Source organism: Tissierella pigra (assembly GCF_018917845.1).
Taxonomy (GTDB): domain Bacteria; phylum Bacillota; class Clostridia; order Tissierellales; family Tissierellaceae; genus Tissierella; species Tissierella pigra.
The window spans coordinates 84,247-106,220 of sequence record NZ_JAHLPJ010000001.1 but is presented as its reverse complement, the minus strand read 5'-3'; the positions used below and the strand labels follow the sequence as shown (position 1 = coordinate 106,220).

Below are 21,974 nucleotides of genomic sequence, written 5' to 3'. Positions count from 1 at the left end.
AAAAGTTTCTGTTGACAGAAAAAGATTAAACCCGATATAATCCGAGATTATAAAATAGGATAATATGTACTTTTTTATCGAAATATTATATAATGGACAAGTATAGAGAATTTAAAATAAGTACAAAGGATGATAAATATGAAGAAAAAATTAATAGGGGTTGTGACTATAGGCATTGCCGGTGTAGTTACCTTTAACATCTTTACAACTTTTAAAAATAAAAGTATAGGTTCTTTCTCAAAAAATTATCACTCATCTTTTGCAGAGAAAAAAGATGATTTGATAATTGCTAGTACAGATACAGACGGTTTTACTATAAATAATGAAGAAGATAATAAAGTTGATCTTTTGGAAAATACTACTTATGAAGATGAAAATGGCAACCTTATAGTAAAAAATACAAATGATATTTTAGTGTTGGCTAATAAACAGAGGAATCTTCCGTCTGATTATAAACCTGAAGATTTAGTGATTCCAAATGTAAGATTTCCTTTTGAAGAAAATTTAGAAAAGAAATATTTAAGAAAAGAAGCAGCTGAAGCATTAGAAGATTTATTTGATGCAGCGGATAATGAAGGTATATCACTATTTGCAATATCTGGATACCGTTCTTATAATACGCAGAAAATGCTATTTGAAAATAAAGCAAATAAAGTAGGGACAGAAAAGGCAAATCTTTTAGTGGCATATCCTGGACAAAGTGAACATCAAACTGGACTTGCTATAGATGTTTCTTCCCAAAATGTTGGATTTGCTTTAGAAGAAAATTTTGGACAAGTTAAAGAAGGACAGTGGCTAGAGGAAAATGCACATAACTTTGGTTTTATAATTCGTTATCAAAAAGAGACTACAGATATAACTGGATATAGTTATGAACCTTGGCATATTCGTTATGTAGGCAAAGAAACAGCAAAAGAAATCTTTGAAAAAAATATTACATTAGAAGAATACCTAGGAGCTATATAACTCCTAGGTATATTTTTTTATGATAACATTATTTTTTCCAATTCTAATGGCTCTATATATTCTCCATCTTTATATGCTCTCATATTTCCACCAGATATTTCGTCAATTAAAGCTATATGATTATCTTCTCCTACTCTTCCGAATTCAAATTTAATATCATATAGTTCCATTCCCTTTTTAGCCAATTCCTCTTTAACTACTTTACCTATCTTTTTAGTCAAATCTGTTAAAATCTTATATTCTTCTTTACTCATTATTCCTAACATCTCTAAACCTTCATCTGTTATAAGAGGGTCATTTCTATCATCATCCTTTAATGTAACTTCTACATAAGCATCTAGGTTCTGTCCTTCTGTAGCATACATTCCATATCGTCTTAGGAAGCTACCTACTGCTCTATATCTACAGATTACTTCAACACCTTTTCCAAACATTTTAGCTGGAAGAACTGTCATAGTAGCGTTCTCTATATCTGATTCTACATAGTGAGTTGGTATATTCATTTCATTTAATCTTTCAAAGAAAAACTTTGTAAGTCTAAGTCCAGCTTTTCCCATTCCTTCAATGGTTAGTCCAACAGTATTGGCACCAGGATCAAATACTCCATCTGTTCCAGTTACATCATCCTTAAATTTTAATAGATAATTACCATTCTGTAATTCATATACGTCTTTTGTTTTTCCCTCATAAACTAAATTCATTTTATTGGCTCCTTTATAAAAAGATTTTCTAATAATACTATATATTTTTTTAAAAAAACTATCAAGGCATAGTTTAAAATTAATTTCAATATAATAACTTAAAAATTTTTCTTCTTTATCCTTATAATGCAAAAAAGAGATGGAAATCCATCTCTTTTAGAAGTGTTCATTATTTATTTAATTCTATGCCTTTACAGATTTCTTATCCTTTATCTTTACAAGGAAAAATGCAATTGCTAAGACAGCTATAGCTGCTCCTACAGGATATGCAATTGTTGTAGATAGCTTAAATCCTTCTGGTGCTTGTAAAAGATAAGTTGCAGATACTGCAGTCATAAATGTTGCTGGTATAGTTGTTAGCCAATGACTCTTATTGTTTTTAACTAAGTAAGCTGATGCAGTCCATAAAACAATCATCGCTAATGTTTGATTTGACCAAGCAAAATATCTCCAAATAATATTAAAGTCAATTCTAGTCAGTCCAAATGCAATTACAAATAGTGGTAGAGCTAAGATTAATCTTTTCTTTATAGGTCCTTGCTCATAGTTCATAGCATCTGCTATTGTAAGTCTTGCAGATCTAAACGCTGTATCACCTGAAGTAATAGGACAAGCTATAACTCCTAACATTGCTAATACTCCACCTACTGGTCCTAATAAAGAAGTTGAAATAGTATTTACTACTCCACCAGGTCCACCATTTGCTAATGCTTCTGATAATCCTGGGATACCGTTAAAGAACACCATTCCAGCAGCTGCCCAAATCATTGCTATTATACCTTCAGCTATCATAGAACCATAGAATATCTTTCTACCATAGCTTTCTTTCGTCATACATCTAGCCATCATTGGTGATTGAGTAGCATGGAATCCACTAATTGCACCACAAGCTATTGTAGTAAATAAAATTGCCCATATTGGTAATCCGCTTGGATGTAAGCTTTGTACTGTAAATGCTGGTAATTTATATCCTTTTACCAGGATCATCGTACCAATTCCGCCTGCCATTGTAAGTAAAGCTACACCAAATAATGGATAAATTTTACCAATTATCTTATCAACAGGTAATATCGTAGCTAAGAAATAGTATACAAATACTATTGCTAACCATATGTCCGCATTACCTAGCCCAAACAATTTTATACTTCCCATCAATGTAGCTGGTCCAGTCATAAATACTGTACCTACTAATACAAGTAATACAACAGAGAATACTCTCATTACCTTTCTTGCACCTTCTCCTAAGTAAATACCTGTAATTTCTGATATACTTTGTCCGTCATGTCTTAAAGATAACATTCCTGAATAGTAATCATGTACTGCTCCTGCAAATACTGATCCTAGTGCAATCCATACAAATGCCATTGGTCCAAATAAGGCTCCTTGAATTGCCCCATAAATTGGTCCTAATCCTGCTATATTAAGTAGTTGGATTAAGAAAATCTTTCCCCAGCTCATAGGTACAAAATCTATGCCATCCTCCAGTCTTGTAGCTGGAGTTTCCCTAGTGTCATCAATGCCAAAATGTTTATCTACTATTTTTCCATAGATAAAGTAACCTGCTATAAGTACTATAATTCCAAGAATAAATTGAAACATTTTAAAACCTCCTTATATAATATTCTTTCATTATAATAATATAATAAGAGAATATAATATATGTGGTTTTTTTGACAAAATGTATTAATTTATATCTAAGATGCAATATAACAGTCTAAAATACATTTATTCAATATTCATAATTTCCTTAAAATCCTTTACATAAGATCTACTTACTGGTATTATAGCATCACTATTTTTTAAATGTATATTGTAAGTGTAGTTAAACCAAGGATCTATAAATTCTATATAGTTTAAATTTACTATATAGGATTTATGTGACCTAAAAAATACATTATTATCTAATTTATCCATCAACTCATTTAAAGTATGATTTGTATCAAAATTCCCTTTGCTAGTAAAGATTATTGTACTTTTATTTTCTATGGTTATATATATAATATCTTCTATATCCACTGGAATAAGTCTATTATTTTGATGAAAAGAAATTCTCATTTTTTTATCTGCCGTCTCTGGCTTTATGGAACAGATTAAAGCCTTTAACTTATCATAGTCTAAACTTTCATTATGTTTATCTTCCTTAACCATGCTTTCTAGACGCTGTTTCAGCCTATCTTCAGATATTGGCTTTAATAAATAATCTATGGCATTTACCTCAAAGGCCTGTACAGCAAATTTATCATAGGCAGTTACAAATATTATTTCAGGAGTATATTCTTTATTAAGTAACTTTCGGGCTACTTCTATACCATTCATTTCTGGCATTTGAATATCTAAAAATACAATATCTGGTTTAAACCTGTCAATTAGTTGTAACGCTTCCTTTCCATGAGAGGCTTGACCTATGACTTCTATACCTTCTATCTCCTTTAAAATATATATTAATTCTTCTCTTGCTGGTTTTTCATCATCTACTACTAAACACCTCTTCATCTAATCCCTCCTAATACTTAGGAATTACAATAGTTACTATGGTACCTTTGTTTAATTCAGATTCAATTTTTAGCCCATATTTTGGACCATATTTGTTTTTTAATCTTTCATTTACATTTTTAATACCAATTCTTTCCCTATGGGAGTCTCCAGCAAATAGATATTTTAAGTCTTCTTCGGATATTCCCACTCCGTTATCCTTTACAATTAATTTTGTTTCATCTTCATTATTTTCTGCAATTATTTCAACTTTTCCCCCTTCAACTTTTCCTAATACTCCATGTTTAATTGCATTCTCCACTAAAGGTTGAATAATTAATGGTGGAAGCATACAGTCAATGTCCTCTGGAATATTATAGAAAATTTCTAGCTTATCTCCAAATCTCGCTTTTTCAATTTCCACATAGGAGTTTATATGCTCTATTTCTCTATGCAAATCCACCACATCTAATTCCTGCTGTAAATTAGTTCTAAAATAGTTTCCTAGATGTATAAGAAGTCTACGGGCATCATCTGGCTGAGTTCTAGTTAAAGAAACGATAGTATTTATAGCATTAAATAAAAAATGCGGATTTATTTGAGATTGTAAAGCTTTTAATTCAGATCTAGACAATAACTCTCTTTGATAATCAATTTTACTTAATTCTATTTGGGTAGAGAATATCTGTGCCAATCCTAAGGCCAATTCAATTTCCACCTTTGTTATTGAGTTTTCTTTTCCTTTATACAGCTTCAATATGCCTATGGCTTTATCTTCTTCTCGTATAGGTACAATTATAGCAGATTTTAATGGGCATTGATGGTTTTCACATCCTATTTCATCTTGTACATTTGCCACTATATATTTATTGGTTTGTAGTGCCTCTCTTGTTAAATTGGTTTTTATGGGACTGCCTGATAAATGATGGTCTTCACCTATACCTACATGTGCCAATATTTTTTCTGTATCAGTAAATGCCACAGCTTTTATATTGGTCATTTCATAGATTATCTTCGCCGTATCTCTAGCCGTCTCCTCATTAAATCCCTTTCTAAAATATGCCAAGGTTTTATCAGCTATTTTCAAAGCCAATTGTGCTTGATAAACTGCTTCATTTTCAATTTCTTTAAATATAGTATCTGTTATGGCAATAAAAAAAGCTATTCCAATAGCATTTGCTGTAATCATAGGGATTCCAATTGTCCTAACTAACAATAAGGAGTCAGATAATGGTTTAGCAACCAAAAGAATTATTATCATCTGGATTAATTCAGCTATTCCACCATAGATTAAAGAAAATGCTACTCTACGAGAAGTATTTTCAAACCTTTTCTTTAAAAGCCCTGCCATTATTCCCTCTACTAAAGTAGATATAGTACAAGCAAAAGCCGTAAATCCACCAATATCTATAATATATCTATGTCCTCCTGCTATGATTCCAGACAAAGCACCTACCATAGGACCTCCTAGTAAACCTCCTACAAATACACCTATTACTCTTGAATTTACTATGGCACCTTGTATATGAATACCACTATAAGTTCCAATTATCCCAAATCCTCCAAATATAATAGATAGAAGAACCTTCTCTTTAATATTTATATTTTCCTTTGATACCAGCTTCCTAAATATACCTATTCTAGACAAGAAAAGAGCTAAAATTAAAAGAATCCCTACTCGAGTAGTTAAATTTCTAAGTAAAAAAACTAACAAAATAACACCTCTTCTAATATTTTATATTCATTAGTATATCATATAAAACACAAAAAAGTTGAGCAGGCCTGCTCAACTTTTTTGTGTTTTATTTAAAACCAAGGAAGTACTTTTATTATCATAGATACCACTATTGTTGTAACTCCCATTGATGTAACATTCCCAATTGTAGGATGATAATCTTCTGGAAGTTTATCACAGAAATATTCAGCTAAAGCTGGACCTATAATACCACCTAATATTCCAGCTGTAATTGCTACTGGAATTGTTGCACCAAACATTAGAACACAAGCTGGTCCAACACTTACTACTGGCACATAAGTTCCATACCATCCTTTTTCCACATATTTATTGAAGTATAAAAATACTCCTACTGCTGATCCTACAAACTGTGATAATATAATTGCTGGAATGGCACCTGAAGCATATGCACCATGATTTGCATTTAGTACCCAATCAAGACAGGCTCCCAATATAACAAATAATCCAGCTATTTCATTTCCGTAAAATGGAGCTTCAGAAAAGTCTGCTAAAACTCTTCTTACAGTCCATAATGGTTTTTCCATTTCTTCTAAAGTTTCTTTTTCTGACTTTACAGGTCTATTTAATGGTTTTGCTGGAACCTTTTCCATCCAAGGCAATGCCTTAGCTATACAGCAAACTATTAGTCCTGTTATTGTCATAGTAAATACATTTGAAACTACTCCTGGTACTTCTAATACTGGAATAATATTATTTGAAATCCAGAACGCCACTGGGAATCCCATGATTCCACCTAATATAGAACCTGTAAGCAATGCCTTTATACTAGGTCCATATAACAGCATTATGGCTGGAGGTGCTCCTACTACAGTAATGAATGTTGGTAACCAAGTATATTCTCCACTTCCAAATAATGATGTATATTTTAAAATAAATATTGCAATAAATAGTGATAATAACTGTGAAGCTAATACCCAAGGAAACATATTTGAACCATAACAAACATTAAATCCTGCTAACTCGGAGTTTTTAACATCTAATCTCCAAGCTACTATACCTCCTAGAATTAATCCTAGTGATGCAAATACTCCTGCATAAAACTGTGCTTCTGTAAAGTTCATAATGTACCAAATGAACTTATAGAAAATATTACTATCTGCATTGGTTACTATAGTGTTATAGTCTAACCAGTTAGTCTGGAAAGTCATTCCACTTAGAACCAAGTAGATTAGAAGTCCTATACCTATGGATATGATAAACCCTGGCAAAGAACCTGTTTTATATTGTTTTTTATTAGTCTTCATATCTTCCATATTAATCCTCCAATTTTATTAATCAGTACTATAACAAAATCCTCTATCTAAGCATTAAATGTAGTTTTTATTGAAACTCATTTACAGAAAGCTCATTATTTATAAAAGATAAAAGTGGAACTTTCTTATTCGTTATAAGAAATATAAAACTTAGTCATCTTATCAATAGATTCAATTTTTATCCTTTCATTTTTCTGATGACACATATTCTCTTCACCAGGTCCTAGTATTACAAATGGAATATTATGATAAGGAATAAGCTGTGAAGCATCTGTATAGAAGTTTATTCCTTTAAATTTTACTGGATAAGACAATTTATTAAATACCTTTTCTATTTCCTTTATAAAATTGTCTTCCTTATCCATGGTTAAAGGTGGTCTGTTATTTTCTACTACTACCTGTATAACCATTCCTTGGCTTTTATTTTCCATATCTTTAGCAATTTTATGCGCATTTTCTATGATTTGTTCATGGCTGAAACCTGGAATAGTTCTTATATCTAAAGTTGCATTTGCATCTTCTGGTATAATGTTTGTTTTTACTCCGCCATGAATAGTAGTAGTTGCAAAACTTGAACTTCCTAAAAATTCATGTGTCTTTTTTAAATCTAATGTGCTTTTTAATTTATCTATATACTCATATAAGTTTTCTATGGCATTTATACCTAAATGTGGCTTAGACCCGTGAGCAGATTTTCCTTTAATTGAAACATTTAGCCAAAGAGTTCCTTTTTCGCATATACCAATTTCTTCATCAGAAGGCTCTGTAATAAACACTTTAGATAAATCCTGTAATAACCCTTTGTCCCTTAAAGTTCGTACTCCCAGTCCTCCTGACTCCTCATCAGCTGTGAAAACAAATTTAAGTGTATGTTGGGGAGTTATGCCATTTTCTATGAAATGCAGGGCTGTTTTTATCATAGCAGTAACTCCCCCTTTCATATCAGATGTTCCCCTGCCATACATATATCCATTTTCAATTATCCCTTCAAATGGAGGGTGTACCCAGCTTTCTTCATCTGTTACTGGTACAGTATCTATATGTCCAATAAATCCAACTTTTTCCTTCTTAATTCCCTCTAGTTCTATTATTAGAGAACCTCTGTTATTTCCATGATCTATTATTTCATAGTTTATTGATTTGGGAAAAAATTGTAGTATTTCTTTTACCATATCCATTTCATTTCCTGGTAAATTAGTAGAATTAATTTTTACCAATCTCTTTAATATGTCTTCTGTAGTATACATTAAAACGACTTCCTCTCTTAATTCCATTCTTATCTCTTGTATGAAAACATTACTAAATCTCCTACTCCGATTCTTCTAACCATACCAAACTTACTTACAAATCCTCCTGCTCCGCTTCCACGTCTTACTGCTCTATTTTCAAAACCTACTACTTCTCCATTTACCATAGTATAAACTGCTGACTTTACATCCATATTGATTACAGTTATGTTTGCTAAGGCACCTTTTCCTAAATGTCCTATTTTTTCTGTCCACCAGTCATTTCCTGTCTTCTCAGCCACTAATTTTGCTGGATTAGAAGTCATAGTAGCCACTGATTTACTTAAACTTAAAACTCCCATTTCTGATAATTCCAGTATTGCAGGAATATTATCCCTTGTATCTCCAAATCCTTTCATTGTGGCATCATTTTGCCCATCAGATATTAAAACATCTACTATTCCTTTTTCTAAGGCTTCATAGGATAATTCTTGAGATTTTTTAGGCAGAATAAGTCCTTCTCTACTTCCACCACCTTGTCTCAACATAGTAGTTACAAACTCTCCAGTTACATTTTCATTTTTACATAGATCTATTACAGTTTTCATACCCTCTACTGCATCCATATGTGTACCACATCCAGCAGCTGTTGTATGTCCTAAATGAAGAGATCTTCCTTTAGATAATTCTACTAATCTAATTGCATGAGCTGGGTCTTGAGTGTGAGTCATATATAGTAATTTAGCTTTTGAAGTTATTTCAAATATTTTCTCTATATTTTCATCAGACATTATAAAGTGACCCATATGATCTTTTATACCTACTACTAATGGTGCTGTAGTATTTGTAATTGAATTTCTAGTCATTCTTGATGATGCAGTCTCTTCATCTAATTCACCTTTATATAATTTGATTAACTCCTCCACTGATAACATAGTAGATAATACACTGGCAGCCCCTTGGTATACTCCAATATTTACTGGTAATCCTCTATCTACTTCAGCTCCTAATAGTGCTGGTGCCATAAATGTATTTCCTGCTCCTGGAGAAAGCCCCATAGTCACTCCATTCGCCACTGCTCCATACATAGGATCTGTACTTACTTCAAATAAGTCCCCTAAGTGAAGGTGCATATCTACTATTCCTGGAGTTACTAATAATCCTTCACAATTTATTACCATATCGCCTTTTTCTACATAAATATCCTTTCCTACTTCAACGATTTCATCATTTAATACAGCAATATCTAGTACTTCTTCTATATTATTTTTAGGATCTACCACCAATCCACCTTTTAATATAATTCTTCCTGTCTTTTCTAAATCTTTAAATGGATCTGATAAATTACTTTCTTTCACTGAAGCCAATACATCTTTTAACATACCTACTTTTGTTTTATACATTATATTTCCTCCTCAGTATTTAATTAATTGTATTATATAATTAATTAACAATATCCACACTGTATTTAGAGTATAAAAATGAAGACTATATTTTAGTCTTCATGTACAAAGAGTATTGTTTACTCATATTCATTAATTTTAAGCAAAGTTCTATTTTAAATTTATCCTCCCTATTGCCTAAATCTAAATCTATAATTTCACAAATCTTGTTAAATCTATATTTTATAGTGTTATAATGAATAAACATTTCCTCTGAAGCTTGTTTTAAATTCCAATCATTTTTAACTATTGTCTTTAAAGTTTCCATATACGCAGAGTTATTCTCATTATCATAATCCAGTAGATTTTGCAGATATTCACTGCAAAATCTGCTTGTATCTTCCTCTAAAGAAAGATTATATAACATTTTATATACGCCTAGTTTAGAATAACTATAAATCTTATCCTTCTCGTAAACTGTTCTTCCTATTCTCACAGCTTTTTGAGCTTCTACAAAACTAATATAAATATCTATTATGGATTCTTGGTAAGTCCCTATACCTATGGAAACTGTAAATTTACTGTTTTCTTTAATTTCTCTCCTTAATTCTTCAGCAACATTTTCTAATCTTTTGGTAAAATTCTCTATAGGCTTTTCATCTGGCTCTACTAAAAAAACAATATTATCACTGTAAATTGTATAAAAACACTGTTTAAAGCTTCTTTTCATCTTAAAGTTTGATAGTCTAAAGATTTTATCCCTTTCACTTTCTAGCTCCTGTGTGTTTTCTAGAGTAATAAACTTTTCTTTAAAATTATCTATATCAACTATTAAACAAATTAACCCATTTTCTATTTTCCAGCCATATAATGCTGCTCTATTATTAGCTTCCTCTACAGTTTTTATATTGTTTATTATTAAATCCTGAATAAATTCATCCCTATACTTTTGTTCTATTTGATGATTGGATATTTCTTTTTGAATATTAAGTTTAAGAACGGTACTGGCATGTTCTATAGTTATATTATCTAAATCTTCCAATGGTTTTTCTTGCAAGTTCTCTACTACTAAATATCCATAAATAGAACTTCCTATTTGAACAGGATAACTATAGTATTTATCTGATATGTTTTTAATCCCTAAATTGTCTATATCCTCTTTAAATTTATCAGACGTACATCTTATATAATTTCTATTAAAGACTAAATCTATAAAAGCTATATCTTTGTCTAATATCTTATATAATGTATCCACTATATGGGAAGTTCCTTTCCCTTGTATAACTATTTGTGTAAAAGATTTATGTATTTCTTCAGACATCATTAACTTCTTAGCCTGTTCATTAACTATTCTTGAAAGAACAGGGTTTATAATATCTGTAAAGGCATAGTTCTTAGGTACATATATAATGGGGAAATTTAATTCATCACCTATTCTTTTTACTTCGTCTGGCAATTTTTCGATAAATCTGCCTACCTTTATTCCTAAAGCTGCCGCTTTATTTTCGTGTAGCTTAATAACTAAATTCTTTAGTTCCAAAGGATTATCCCTCATTATATATCCTGTAGTGACTAAAAATTCTCCACCTTTCATCCAATTATATATGTCTGGAGCATCCATAATACTAACTGTACTTACATTTTTATTTAATCCTTTCTCACCAGCTAATACTTTAAAATCTTCAAATTGTTCTAGTAAATCCTTAACTTTAATCATTGTATAGCTCACATCCTAGATATTGATTATCTTAATTTTCCCCAAAGTGCGTTTACTTTAATCAGTAATTTGGTATAATATAAGCAATGTAACCGATCTGCATAGTGTGGTTACGGTATAAATTTGTTAGTTAATCTTAATCACTCTGTACATCCAGTACAGAGTGATTATTTTTTATCTCTATTTTTACTGCTTTTCCTCTATTTCTTCTGTTAGCTTAATTATTTCATCTATTATACTTCCTATATGTGCTATAGTATCTAATAGTGGTTTATCTGTAGTTATATCTACTCCTGCCATTTGTGCTAATTCTACTGGAGTCTTAGTTCCTCCTGCCTTTAAAACCTTCTTCCAATCATCTAATGCGTCTTGTCCCTCTGTTAAAATTCTCTTACTTACTTCTGTAGCAATTGTAAGTCCTGCACTATAGGTATATGGATATAGTCCCATATAATAGTGAGGCTGTCTCATCCAAGTAAGTTCCGCACCTTCATTAATCTTTACAGTATCTCCCCAGAATTTCTCTAAGGTTTCTCTTTTAAGTTTATTTAATGTAGCAGCTTGTACACTTCCACCCTCATCAATTATTTTATATACCTCTCTTTGATAATGGGCCTCTAATAAATGAGTCACAAAGTTATGATAGTAGGTACGAGATATTATAGAGGATAGTACCCATCTTTTCATCCTAGGATCATCCATTGTTTTCATTAGATAATTTGCCATAAGCATTTCATTCATAGTTGATGGTGCTTCAATGAAATACTGAGAAGCTCTTGTATCAAATATATTTTGCTCTCGTTGAGCCAAGTAAAAATGTCCTGCATGACCTAATTCATGAGCTAATACAAAGACCTCTCTCATTCTTTCTGTCCAAGAGATCAATATAAATGGATGACTTCCATAAGGGCTTGAACAAAATGCTCCTGTGGATTTACCTTTATTCTGAACAAAATCTATCCATCTCTCATTATATGCCCTTTCAATAACTTCTAAATAATCATCTCCTAAAACTCCCAATGCTCCTTTAATATACTTTTTAGACTCTTCAACAGATATTTCTGGTTCAAAGTCAGGATCTACATCTAATTTTAAATCTGCAAAGGTCATTTCTTCTATGCCATGAATTTTTTGAAGTAATTTTACAAACTTTCTCATATGTGGTGCTAAATGCTCCATTATTACATCTATTTGTCTATTATATAATTCCCTAGTTATCTCCTGTGGAAATAATAAACTGTCAATTACTGAATCAAATCCTCTTAAAGTAGCCAATGTCTTTTCTTTTTGTACTTGAGTATGGTACGCTCCTGCTATAGTATGCTGATATTCTCTTAATTTCTTAGAAAAAGCTTCAAAGGCAGCTCGTCTTATTTTGGTATCATGTTCATATTCCCATTCATCTTCAAATAGGCCAAAACTTAAAGGATACTCCTTACCGTCTACAGCAAAAGTACCAAAATCCATATCTGCTAATTTGGCACGATTATAAATTTGATACGGAGCGCCTAAAGTACCTGATAATGCAGATAATGTTTTTTCCACCTCTGGATGTAAGGCATATTTTTTCTGTCTAATTATATCCTTAAGGTATCCTGAGTTTTCTTTTGATTCTTCTATTGTCGCTTCTATTATTTTTTCATCTGCCTCTATTATTTCAGATTGTACAAAGCTTAATTTACTTTGAATATCAGATGATATATTAGATAACTTCATTTGTCTACTTTGATTTTCTACATTTGTCTGGTCTACTGCCACTGCAAGGTACGCATATGTACTTGCAAGCATAGATAGCTGAGTTATTTCTCTTAGCTTATCTAAACAACTGTTGATTGCTTTTGAATTATTCAGCTTTCCTTTAAACTCTTTTTCTAGTTCTTCTGTAAGTCTTTGTGCTTTACTCACTACTGCTTCAAATTCTTCCTCAGTTTTAAAAATCGTTGATAAATCCCATGTAAGATTTACATCTACATCTTTTCTTTCCAATAAAACTTTTGGCATTGTACCCCTCCTTAAAATTAGTTCGAGTATCTAAGTAAATTATATTATAAAGATAAGAATATTACAACAATTCTATATTCAATTTTACTTATCCTTAAATAAATAAAACTTTATATATTTATCAAAGGTCTTTAGTAAAGCTTCATTATATAAATATATCCTAACAGATTATCCATTGCTTATTAAAAGTAAAAACAAAACTATTATCTCTCTAATAATTTGTTGATTTTAGTCTCTATAGACTCCTGTTGGCTTTCCATTATAGTCAAGTCCCTATTTAAATCTTCTATTATATCTCCTACTTTTGTGTTTGCATTATCTAAATTGGATATGGATTCATTTATTTTTGACTGTACAAACCAATCAGCAAAAAGTCCATCAAAGAAAAAGTCAGCAAATGTAGCAAAAGAACCAATATCTACTGTAATATCTGTAAATTCATTTACATCATTTAACTCTTTTTGAAACCTCTTTAAACATTGCTGTACATCGTAGGACATCTTATTAGCATCATCTATTTTAGAGTGTTTTACCATATCTGTAAAAAATCCGCCGCCAAGCATATCCCATATGCCCCAATTTCTAGCTGAGTCTAAGGGCTCCATCATTTGTGACAATGCACCTGACGCATTTTTCCCTGCATTTATGGCTTCTTTGACTTCTTTTATATTTAACTTTAATTCATTTTGCTTATCTAATAAATCTCTTAGTGTTCTTCCTTTATCTCCATCTTCATTTATTATCATTTCCTGCTTTTTCTTTATGGCTTCTTCGTATTCTTTCTTTACACTTGAATAATTCATTAATTCTTTATCACATTTTTTTATCTCGTCTTCTAATTCCCTTATGGCTAAAATACATTCATCATATTGCATTTTAACTGCTAAATATTCTTTTCTTTCCTTATCTAATTTATCTTCTTTCTTGCCTATTAAATCAAAGAAAAAAGTTGATAGACTCATACTTTCAAGCTTAGTTACGTCCTTTTCTTCTTTTTTCAATATATCTCTTAAATTTTGTAAATTTTGTTTTTGCTTATTCAATTCTTCCATGGTCATAATTCTAAATGAATCAAGTTTTTCTTTTGTTCTAAGCCTTTCTTTTAATTCATAAATCTCTTCATTAATTCCCCTATACATATACATCCCTCCCAATATTCTATTAAGCTAATTATAACACAAAAGTCCTAGAGCAAAAGCCTAGGACTATGTTATTTATCATTGAATTTACTTGCTATTCCCTTTATCTAATAAGTCTAAATTACTGTATATATAAAACACTTCTTTCTCCATTAATAAAATGACTGTCCTTTTATTGTCTCTATCATTATCATGATTTACTTCTCTTTCTAAATATTATTTTTGAAAAAATATAGTACTGGTTTATCTAGTTAAAAAATAATATAGGGATAGGGATATTGATAGTATGAAAAATATTAAACCATATAAGGTACTAAAATAAAAGATTATAATGGATATAATTAATAATAATCCTATTACTGAAGACGCACGAGTATATTTTATATACTCCTCTGTAGGCTCTGGTTCTCCTTTGTATCTCCACTTATATCCCCAAGATGCCAACTCTTCGGGATGTATAATTCCATAAATTAGAATTATTAAAAGGGGTAATGTTATAATCACAGTAATAATAAGCTCTGCCATTTAATCACTCCTTCCTAGTTTTACCATCTTATTTTATCATATCATAAAATTAACAACTCATTACAATATAATCTAAATATTTGGGTAATATATTTTTAAGGAGAGTGAATATATGAATAATAAATATATAAAACCAAGTGACGAAGAAATAAAGGAAAAATTAAATGATTTAGAATATCGTGTAACCCAAAAAAGTGGAACAGAAAGACCTTTTACCCATGAATATAACGAAAACAATGAGGAAGGGATATATGTGGATATAGTCTCAGGCGAACCACTATTTAGTTCAAATGATAAGTTTGATGCAGGGTGTGGATGGCCTAGTTTTACTAAACCCTTAGAAGATAGTCATGTAATTGAAAAAAGAGACTTATCCCATGGTATGATTCGAACTGAAGTAAGAAGTAAATATGGAGACTCTCATCTTGGCCATGTGTTTCCAGATGGTCCTAAGGATAAAGGAGGACTTAGATATTGTATAAATGGTGCTTCCCTTAAATTTATTAAGAAACAGGATATGGAAAAAGAAGGGTATGGTGAATATCTTATTTTATTTAGAAAAAAAGACTAGAAACCTCTAGTCTCTTTATTTTTTAGTTTAAATGTATATATTTAACCTACTTTTTCAAAATATTCCTAAATAAAACTTTATTTTGATATGAGACAATACATTTGTGACAAGTAAATATGAAAAAAGGAAAGACCTCTGATATAATGTTGTTTACCATAACAAACAAAAATCGGAGGGATCTTTCCTTATGAAAACAATTATAACAGAAGAGATGAGATTTCGTCAAAGGGTAGTTAAATATGCAATTAAACATGATAATAATGCTAAGGCAGCTAGAAAATACCATACCAGCCGTCAGCAAGTTCAACGCTGGAGAAAAAGATATGATGGTGATGTAAAATCCTTGGCCAATAGAAGTACAAGACCAAAGTCACATCCTAATCAACATACTCAAGAAGAGTTAGATTTAATAAGATATAAGCATCGATACCATCAGCATGAAGGTTATGCACAGATATATCGTAAGTTAAGAGATGCAGGGTATAAAAGAACCTATGATTCTATGTGTAGACAGATAAGAAAAATGAAATTAAATGTAGCAAAGAAAAGAGTGAGCTATCCTAAATCTAACTATCATAAAAACCTTGCTACTTATCCAGGGGAAAGAGTACAAATAGATGTAAAGTATGTTCCAAATGAATGTATTGGCTTTGCAAGTAATCATAGCAGATACTACCAAATAACAGCTATTGATGAATATTCAAGAAAGAGATATTTAGAATTAGTTAATGAACTTAGCACATATAGTACATCTAACTTTTTAACACGATTAGAAGATAAATTAGGATTTAAAGTTGAATTGGTTCAAACTGATAATGGAATCGAATTTGTTAATGATCAAGATATTACAAATAAGAAAACTAGATTTGAAAAGTATTTAGAAAAGCTAGATATAAAACACAAACGTATTCGTCCATATTCACCATGGCAAAATGGTATAGTAGAGCGTAGTCATAGGATAGATAATGAATTATTCTACAGCAGAAGACGGTTTAGTAGCTATAAAGAAATGGAGAAGTCATTTAGAAGATATAGTAACAAATACAATAACATAGCAAGGAAAATTCTTAACTTTAAGACGCCAAATGAAATAGTTGAGGAGTACTTCTCTAAAAATGCTGCTTAAGATGGTATTACTAATAATTATTTAATCAAGGATCGCTATCGCTTTCCTCCTTGACAAAATAATTACTAGCAATTTAAGAAAACCACAGCATTATTCAGAGAAAATTTTTCAGAGGTCTGTGTCACATATGTTTGACTTCTCTAGAATATTCCTAAATAAAACTTTATTTATATATGACTTTATATCTTGTCTATGTTATAATATTATAATGTAAATTTTTAAGTAAGGGATGGAAAAAAATTGATCAATGTAAATAATGTAAGTTTAAGATATGGGTCACAAAAATTATTTGATGATGTTAATTTAGTATTTACACCTGGAAACTGTTATGGTGTAATTGGAGCCAATGGTGCTGGAAAAAGTACATTTCTTAAAATATTATCTGGTGAAATTGAACCTAATACTGGTGATGTTTCCATTGAGAAAAATGCTAGAATGTCTGTACTTAAACAGGATCACTTCCAATATGATGACTGCAGTGTAATTCAAACAGTAATCATGGGTAACAAAAGATTATATGAAATAATGGTTGAAAAAGATGCAATATATGCCAAAGAAGACTTCTCTGATGAAGATGGTATAAAGGCTTCTGAACTTGAAGCTGAATTTGCCGAAATGGATGGATGGAGTGCAGAATCTGAGGCATCATCTTTATTACAAGGTTTAGGAATCGACACTTCTCTACATGAAAAGAAAGTAGCCGATTTAACTGGTAATGAAAAAGTTAAGGTATTACTTGCCCAAGCTTTATTTGGTAAGCCAGGAATACTAATCCTTGATGAGCCTACTAACCACCTTGATGTAAAGTCTGTAAGATGGCTGCAAACCTTCTTAGGAGATTTTGAAGGTACTGTTATAGTAGTATCTCATGATAGACATTTCTTAAATGAAGTATGTACTCATATGGTAGATATTGACTTTGGTAAAATAAAGATGGTTGTTGGAAACTACGACTTCTGGTATGAATCAAGTCAGTTAGCACTTCAAATGATGAAGGACCAAAACAAGAAAAAAGAAGATAAGATTAAGGAATTACAATCCTTTATTGCTAGATTTAGTGCCAATGCTTCTAAATCTAAACAAGCAACTTCACGTAAAAAGTTATTAGAAAAAATTACTTTAGATGATATAGTACCTTCCACTAGAAGATACCCATTCGTTGGATTTACTATGGAAAGAGAAGTCGGTAACGAAATATTAACTGTAGAAGATTTATCAAAAACTATAGATGGAGTAAAAGTATTAGATAATATTAGTTTTAGAGTAAATAAAGGAGATAAGATTGCCTTTATTGGAGATGAAATAAGTATAACTACATTATTTAAAATTATAATGGGAGAAATAGAACCTGATAGCGGAAGCTATAAATGGGGAGTTACTATTACTAAATCATATTTCCCCAATGATAACTCAGAATTCTTCAATGATGTAGACTTAAATCTTGTGGATTGGCTAAGACAATTTTCCGAAGAACAATCTGAAATATATTTAAGAGGTTTCCTAGGAAGAATGTTATTCTCTGGAGAAGAGGCTCTAAAACAAGCCAAAGTATTATCTGGAGGAGAAAAAGTAAGATGTATGTTATCTAAAATGATGTTAAATAATTCAAATGTATTAGTTCTTGACCAGCCTACAAACCATTTAGACCTCGAGTCTATTACTGCCGTAAATAATGGTTTAAAGGACTTTAAGAGCAATGTATTATTTACATCTCATGACCATGAGTTTATCCAAACTATTGCCAATAGAATAATTGAGATAAAACCTGATGGATTCAACGATAGAATGATGACTTATGAAGAATATATAGAAAAATTCTATTAAAAGGCTAGCCTTTTAATAGAATTTTTTTATAAAAACACTTTTCTTAAATATTGACTTAATTTATCTATTATGATTATCATAATGGAAACTCCAATAAGGAGTAGTCCTACCTTTTCCCAATTTCTCCATGTTATATTAATGGTTAGGGCAGTTCCCACACCTCCTGCACCAATTACACCTAAAATAGTAGAATTTCTAATATTAGATTCTAACCTATATAATAATAATCCTATAAAACTTGGAAATGTGTGAGGTAGCAGTCCATGTATATAGCTTTGAAATCTAGTTGCTCCTGTTACGATTATACTGTCTTGAATATTCCTTTGAGTATTTTCCAATACCTCACTATACATTTTTGTAAGTACACCTGTTGTGTAAATACTGAGAGCTATGGCTCCAGCTAAAGGTCCTGGACCTACTCCACGAAAAAATATTATGGCTGTTATTAGTGGTGGAAATGTTCTCAAAATATTTATATAACCTTTAAAAATTAAGGATATTGTCCTTTTAGGAGAAGTATTATATGCTGTTAAATATGAAAATATTAAAGAAAACGCCCCTCCTACTATGGTGGCAAATATGGCTATAAAAAAACTTTCCCTTATTCCCTCTATCATCTTAGGAAAATAAGATATATCCACTTTTACCATTCTCCTTATAATATCCATACCTTGCCCTATTCCAAGAACTAATCTAGTATAATCTATATCTAAGGATTTAAATATAATATATAATAGCACTACAAATATCATAGGCATATAGATTATTTTACATATTTGAAATCTTTTATGCTCTTTTATATCTGTAAACTTAATATTTTTTTTATTTAAATGTTTTCTAATAAATAAACTCAGTAAATCAATTGCTAAAATAGTCAAAAATAAAATCAATATTATAGTAGCCACATTATCATATCTCAAATGATTTAGATCCTTCCACATAATCTGACCTATTCCACCAGCACCAACTAACCCTAATATAGCTGCTGCCCTAATATTAGTTTCTAATACAATAAAGAATACAGAAACAGATAGCTCAAATACATATGGAAGAACACAATATCTCAATACCTGTATGGAACTTGCTCCTATGGCCCTAATAGAGTTTAGTTGATTTTCTTTAATGGATTCAATGTACTCTCTAAATAATTTTAAAGACATTAAAAAACCAATAATTCCAAGAGCTATAATTCCTGAAAATTTTCCTATACTAAATATACTTACTAGCAAAGCTGCCCATATTAAACTTGGAATAGTCCTAAGAAAAGAGAACAATCCATTTAGTATACTTCCCAATAACTTATTAGGTGTAATATTATTTGCTGTAAATAAAGAAAAAGGCAACGACAATACTAACCCCATTAAAGATGCAATTATTGCCATTTGAATTGTCTCAATTAATTTTTCAATTACTTCTTTACTATATAGCAAGTTTGGCTTCAAAACCCTTTCAATAAGGTCCATCATACTAGGCAAACCTTTATACAATCTAATAAAGCTAAAATCCACTTTATATCCTAAATAAATTAAAATAATAAATATCCCCAGTAAATACGAATATCTATATATTCTTTTATTATTCATATATTTCTTTAAAGAATTCATCTTTGAACTCACCTGCTTTTCCATCAAATAAAAGCTTACCTCTTTTTAGAGCTATTATCCTATTACAATATTTTTTTGCTAGATTTACATCATGAAGATTGATTAATATGGTAATATTTTTTTTCTCATTGATGGTTTTAAAATAATCCATTATATTTTGAGAAGTAGATACATCGAGACTAGCCACAGGTTCATCGGCTAATATTATTTTAGGACTCTGACATAAAGTCTTGGCTATGGCAACTCTTTGTTTTTGACCTCCACTTAATTGATCTGATCTTTCAAATATTTTTTCACTTAGTCCTACTTGAATCAATGCTTTCTCTGCCCTTTTATAATCCTCATCAGTAAATATTCCTAACATTGAGTGAAAAGAAGACTTGTATCCAAGCCTTCCTACTAATACGTTGTCTAAAACTGATGACCTGTCTATTAGATTATAATCCTGAAAGACAAAACCTATCTCTCTTCTTACAGCTCTAAGCTGAGAATTTTTAAGACTCATTATATCTACATCATCTATATAGATTTTTCCCTTTATAGGTTTAACCAATAAGTTTATGGATTTCAATACGCTAGACTTCCCACTTCCAGATGAACCTATTATTCCTACAAATTCTCCTTGCCCGACTTCTAAACTTATATCATCTACAGCTCGTATCTTTCTATCATATGAAACTGTAATATGCTCTAGTCTTAGCATTTAATTTCCCTCTTTTAAATCAACATTCATAAACTCTGCTGTATTTCTTATGATTTCATAATCAGTATCTGTTGCTTCTTCAAATCCATACATATTAAATAACTCTTTTAAAAGCTCTAATCCTTCCTCCGATTTAGCAAGGTTCAGTAAAGCATTTTTTATTTTTTCCTGAAGTTCCTGATCCATATCTCCTCTTATAGTTACAGATATATTTGGAATATAATCTGTATATCCTAGGATTTTAGTCTTTTCCATAGCATCAGGAAAATCCTCTTTATATCTATCTCTTGCATCAACAAAGGTAGTGGCTACATCAATATCACCATTTAATAGTAATTGTAAAGCTTTATCATGTCCTCCAGCATATACATATTCTATATCCTTCTCTATATCAATACCTTCTTTAATTAAATGTGCTCCAGGAAATAAATATCCTGATGTGGAAGATGGGTCTACAAATGCTATTTTCTTACCCTTTACATCTGAAAAGCTTTCAATTCCACTATCATTTCTTACTAAGAATTGGGAACGATATTTTGCTTCTCCAGATTTATTCAATGCTGTAAGTATAACACCTGCATTACTTTCTTGATTAGCTAATACATAGGCAAATGGAGGAATAAATCCAAAATCAACTTGACCTGACCCAAGTCCTTCTACTACACCTACATAATTAGTGGCTGTAAATCCCTCTACCTTAACTCCAAGTTCCTTAGATAAAATCTCTGTTAAAGGCTCTACAGACTCTATTAACTTATCTCCATCCTTCATGGGAACAAATCCCATTCTAATAACCTCTTCCTTTTTCTGAGTACAACCAATAATTGGAATAACCAAGGTTACAATCAATAAAAAAACCATCATTTTTTTCATTATACTTCCCCCTTAAATCTAAATTCTTGATTACAGAATACTACACTTTTATATTAATTGCAATACACTTTTAAGATATTTTAATCGCATTGCCATCTGTATCGTTACTCTTTATTTTTCATTAAAAAAGATAGC

General features: G+C 30.7%; 18 protein-coding genes. 4 read left to right on the top strand and 14 right to left on the bottom strand.

The genetic code is table 11. The features are described from left to right. The first annotated feature begins 138 nt into the window (after positions 1-138). Positions 139-966, top strand: coding sequence for a M15 family metallopeptidase (locus KQI41_RS00475; protein ID WP_216584571.1), 828 nt, complete (start codon positions 139-141; stop codon positions 964-966). Positions 967-983: 17 nt separating this feature from the next. Here KQI41_RS00475 and KQI41_RS00470 read toward each other — a convergent pair whose 3' ends face one another. The 11 genes from KQI41_RS00470 to KQI41_RS00420 form a co-directional block, all read right to left on the bottom strand. Continuing rightward, positions 984-1,667, bottom strand: coding sequence for a phosphoribosylaminoimidazolesuccinocarboxamide synthase (locus KQI41_RS00470; RefSeq protein ID WP_154439606.1), 684 nt, complete (start codon positions 1,665-1,667; stop codon positions 984-986). 183 nt (positions 1,668-1,850) lie between these two features. After that, the gene (locus KQI41_RS00465; protein ID WP_154439607.1) at positions 1,851-3,266 is read right to left on the bottom strand and encodes a carbon starvation CstA family protein; all 1,416 of its coding nucleotides are present in this window, start codon (positions 3,264-3,266) and stop codon (positions 1,851-1,853) included. Positions 3,267-3,392: 126 nt separating this feature from the next. After that, positions 3,393-4,160, bottom strand: coding sequence for a LytR/AlgR family response regulator transcription factor (locus KQI41_RS00460; RefSeq protein WP_216584570.1), 768 nt, complete (start codon positions 4,158-4,160; stop codon positions 3,393-3,395). Between the two features lie 10 nt (positions 4,161-4,170). Then, the gene (locus KQI41_RS00455; RefSeq protein WP_244971075.1) at positions 4,171-5,853 is read right to left on the bottom strand and encodes a sensor histidine kinase; all 1,683 of its coding nucleotides are present in this window, start codon (positions 5,851-5,853) and stop codon (positions 4,171-4,173) included. Between the two features lie 92 nt (positions 5,854-5,945). Beyond that, a complete protein-coding gene (locus KQI41_RS00450) occupies positions 5,946-7,148 on the bottom strand; it encodes a hypothetical protein (protein ID WP_216584569.1) in 1,203 nt (400 codons plus the stop codon). Between the two features lie 125 nt (positions 7,149-7,273). Beyond that, positions 7,274-8,422, bottom strand: coding sequence for a M20 family metallopeptidase (locus KQI41_RS00445; RefSeq protein ID WP_216584568.1), 1,149 nt, complete (start codon positions 8,420-8,422; stop codon positions 7,274-7,276). 2 nt (positions 8,423-8,424) lie between these two features. After that, positions 8,425-9,777, bottom strand: a complete 1,353-nt coding sequence (locus tag KQI41_RS00440; protein WP_216584567.1) for an amidohydrolase family protein — start codon at positions 9,775-9,777, stop codon at positions 8,425-8,427. Positions 9,778-9,862: 85 nt separating this feature from the next. Further along, positions 9,863-11,473 (bottom strand): PucR family transcriptional regulator, encoded by a 1,611-nt coding sequence (locus tag KQI41_RS00435; protein ID WP_154439613.1) that lies wholly within the window; start codon positions 11,471-11,473, stop codon positions 9,863-9,865. Between the two features lie 186 nt (positions 11,474-11,659). Then, on the bottom strand, positions 11,660-13,474 hold the full coding sequence (pepF, locus tag KQI41_RS00430) for an oligoendopeptidase F (protein WP_154439614.1): 1,815 nt from the start codon (positions 13,472-13,474) through the stop codon (positions 11,660-11,662). A 203-nt stretch (positions 13,475-13,677) separates the two neighbouring features. Further along, positions 13,678-14,613 (bottom strand): hypothetical protein, encoded by a 936-nt coding sequence (locus KQI41_RS00425; protein ID WP_154439615.1) that lies wholly within the window; start codon positions 14,611-14,613, stop codon positions 13,678-13,680. A gap of 243 nt (positions 14,614-14,856) precedes the next feature. Further along, a complete protein-coding gene (locus KQI41_RS00420) occupies positions 14,857-15,138 on the bottom strand; it encodes a DUF6199 family natural product biosynthesis protein (protein ID WP_154439616.1) in 282 nt (93 codons plus the stop codon). Positions 15,139-15,250: 112 nt separating this feature from the next. On the opposite strand from KQI41_RS00420, the gene msrB reads away from it, so the two are divergent. The 3 genes from msrB (at position 15,251) to KQI41_RS00405 (ending at position 18,659) form a co-directional block, all read left to right on the top strand. After that, positions 15,251-15,709 (top strand): peptide-methionine (R)-S-oxide reductase MsrB, encoded by a 459-nt coding sequence (gene msrB, locus KQI41_RS00415; protein WP_154439617.1) that lies wholly within the window; start codon positions 15,251-15,253, stop codon positions 15,707-15,709. 187 nt (positions 15,710-15,896) lie between these two features. Beyond that, a complete protein-coding gene (locus tag KQI41_RS00410; RefSeq protein ID WP_216584566.1) occupies positions 15,897-16,835 on the top strand; it encodes a DDE-type integrase/transposase/recombinase in 939 nt (312 codons plus the stop codon). 240 nt (positions 16,836-17,075) lie between these two features. After that, positions 17,076-18,659: an ABC-F family ATP-binding cassette domain-containing protein gene (locus KQI41_RS00405; RefSeq protein ID WP_154440928.1), complete on the top strand. Its 1,584-nt coding sequence runs from the start codon at positions 17,076-17,078 to the stop codon at positions 18,657-18,659. A gap of 26 nt (positions 18,660-18,685) precedes the next feature. Here KQI41_RS00405 and phnE read toward each other — a convergent pair whose 3' ends face one another. Genes phnE through KQI41_RS00390 form a run of 3 tightly spaced genes read right to left on the bottom strand, consistent with a single transcriptional unit; the run spans position 18,686 to position 21,839 of the window. Continuing rightward, positions 18,686-20,263, bottom strand: a complete 1,578-nt coding sequence (phnE, locus tag KQI41_RS00400) for a phosphonate ABC transporter, permease protein PhnE (protein WP_216584565.1) — start codon at positions 20,261-20,263, stop codon at positions 18,686-18,688. Next, positions 20,235-20,966, bottom strand: coding sequence for a phosphonate ABC transporter ATP-binding protein (gene phnC, locus KQI41_RS00395; protein WP_154440926.1), 732 nt, complete (start codon positions 20,964-20,966; stop codon positions 20,235-20,237). Before phnC ends, phnE begins: the two co-directional genes overlap by 29 nt. Beyond that, on the bottom strand, positions 20,967-21,839 hold the full coding sequence (locus tag KQI41_RS00390; protein ID WP_154440924.1) for a phosphate/phosphite/phosphonate ABC transporter substrate-binding protein: 873 nt from the start codon (positions 21,837-21,839) through the stop codon (positions 20,967-20,969). Positions 21,840-21,974 lie beyond the last annotated feature (135 nt).

Coding starts and splice junctions, on each gene's coding strand:
- pepF (WP_154439614.1), bottom strand. CDS start 13,474: ATGCCAAAAGTTTTATTGGAAAGAAAAGATGTAGATGTAAATCTTACA.
- KQI41_RS00465 (WP_154439607.1), bottom strand. CDS start 3,266: ATGTTTCAATTTATTCTTGGAATTATAGTACTTATAGCAGGTTACTTT.
- KQI41_RS00460 (WP_216584570.1), bottom strand. CDS start 4,160: ATGAAGAGGTGTTTAGTAGTAGATGATGAAAAACCAGCAAGAGAAGAA.
- phnE (WP_216584565.1), bottom strand. CDS start 20,263: ATGAATTCTTTAAAGAAATATATGAATAATAAAAGAATATATAGATAT.
- msrB (WP_154439617.1), top strand. CDS start 15,251: ATGAATAATAAATATATAAAACCAAGTGACGAAGAAATAAAGGAAAAA.
- KQI41_RS00450 (WP_216584569.1), bottom strand. CDS start 7,148: ATGGAAGATATGAAGACTAATAAAAAACAATATAAAACAGGTTCTTTG.
- KQI41_RS00425 (WP_154439615.1), bottom strand. CDS start 14,613: ATGTATAGGGGAATTAATGAAGAGATTTATGAATTAAAAGAAAGGCTT.
- KQI41_RS00390 (WP_154440924.1), bottom strand. CDS start 21,839: ATGAAAAAAATGATGGTTTTTTTATTGATTGTAACCTTGGTTATTCCA.
- KQI41_RS00475 (WP_216584571.1), top strand. CDS start 139: ATGAAGAAAAAATTAATAGGGGTTGTGACTATAGGCATTGCCGGTGTA.
- KQI41_RS00445 (WP_216584568.1), bottom strand. CDS start 8,422: ATGGAATTAAGAGAGGAAGTCGTTTTAATGTATACTACAGAAGACATA.
- phnC (WP_154440926.1), bottom strand. CDS start 20,966: ATGCTAAGACTAGAGCATATTACAGTTTCATATGATAGAAAGATACGA.
- KQI41_RS00470 (WP_154439606.1), bottom strand. CDS start 1,667: ATGAATTTAGTTTATGAGGGAAAAACAAAAGACGTATATGAATTACAG.
- KQI41_RS00420 (WP_154439616.1), bottom strand. CDS start 15,138: ATGGCAGAGCTTATTATTACTGTGATTATAACATTACCCCTTTTAATA.
- KQI41_RS00410 (WP_216584566.1), top strand. CDS start 15,897: ATGAAAACAATTATAACAGAAGAGATGAGATTTCGTCAAAGGGTAGTT.
- KQI41_RS00440 (WP_216584567.1), bottom strand. CDS start 9,777: ATGTATAAAACAAAAGTAGGTATGTTAAAAGATGTATTGGCTTCAGTG.
- KQI41_RS00435 (WP_154439613.1), bottom strand. CDS start 11,473: ATGATTAAAGTTAAGGATTTACTAGAACAATTTGAAGATTTTAAAGTA.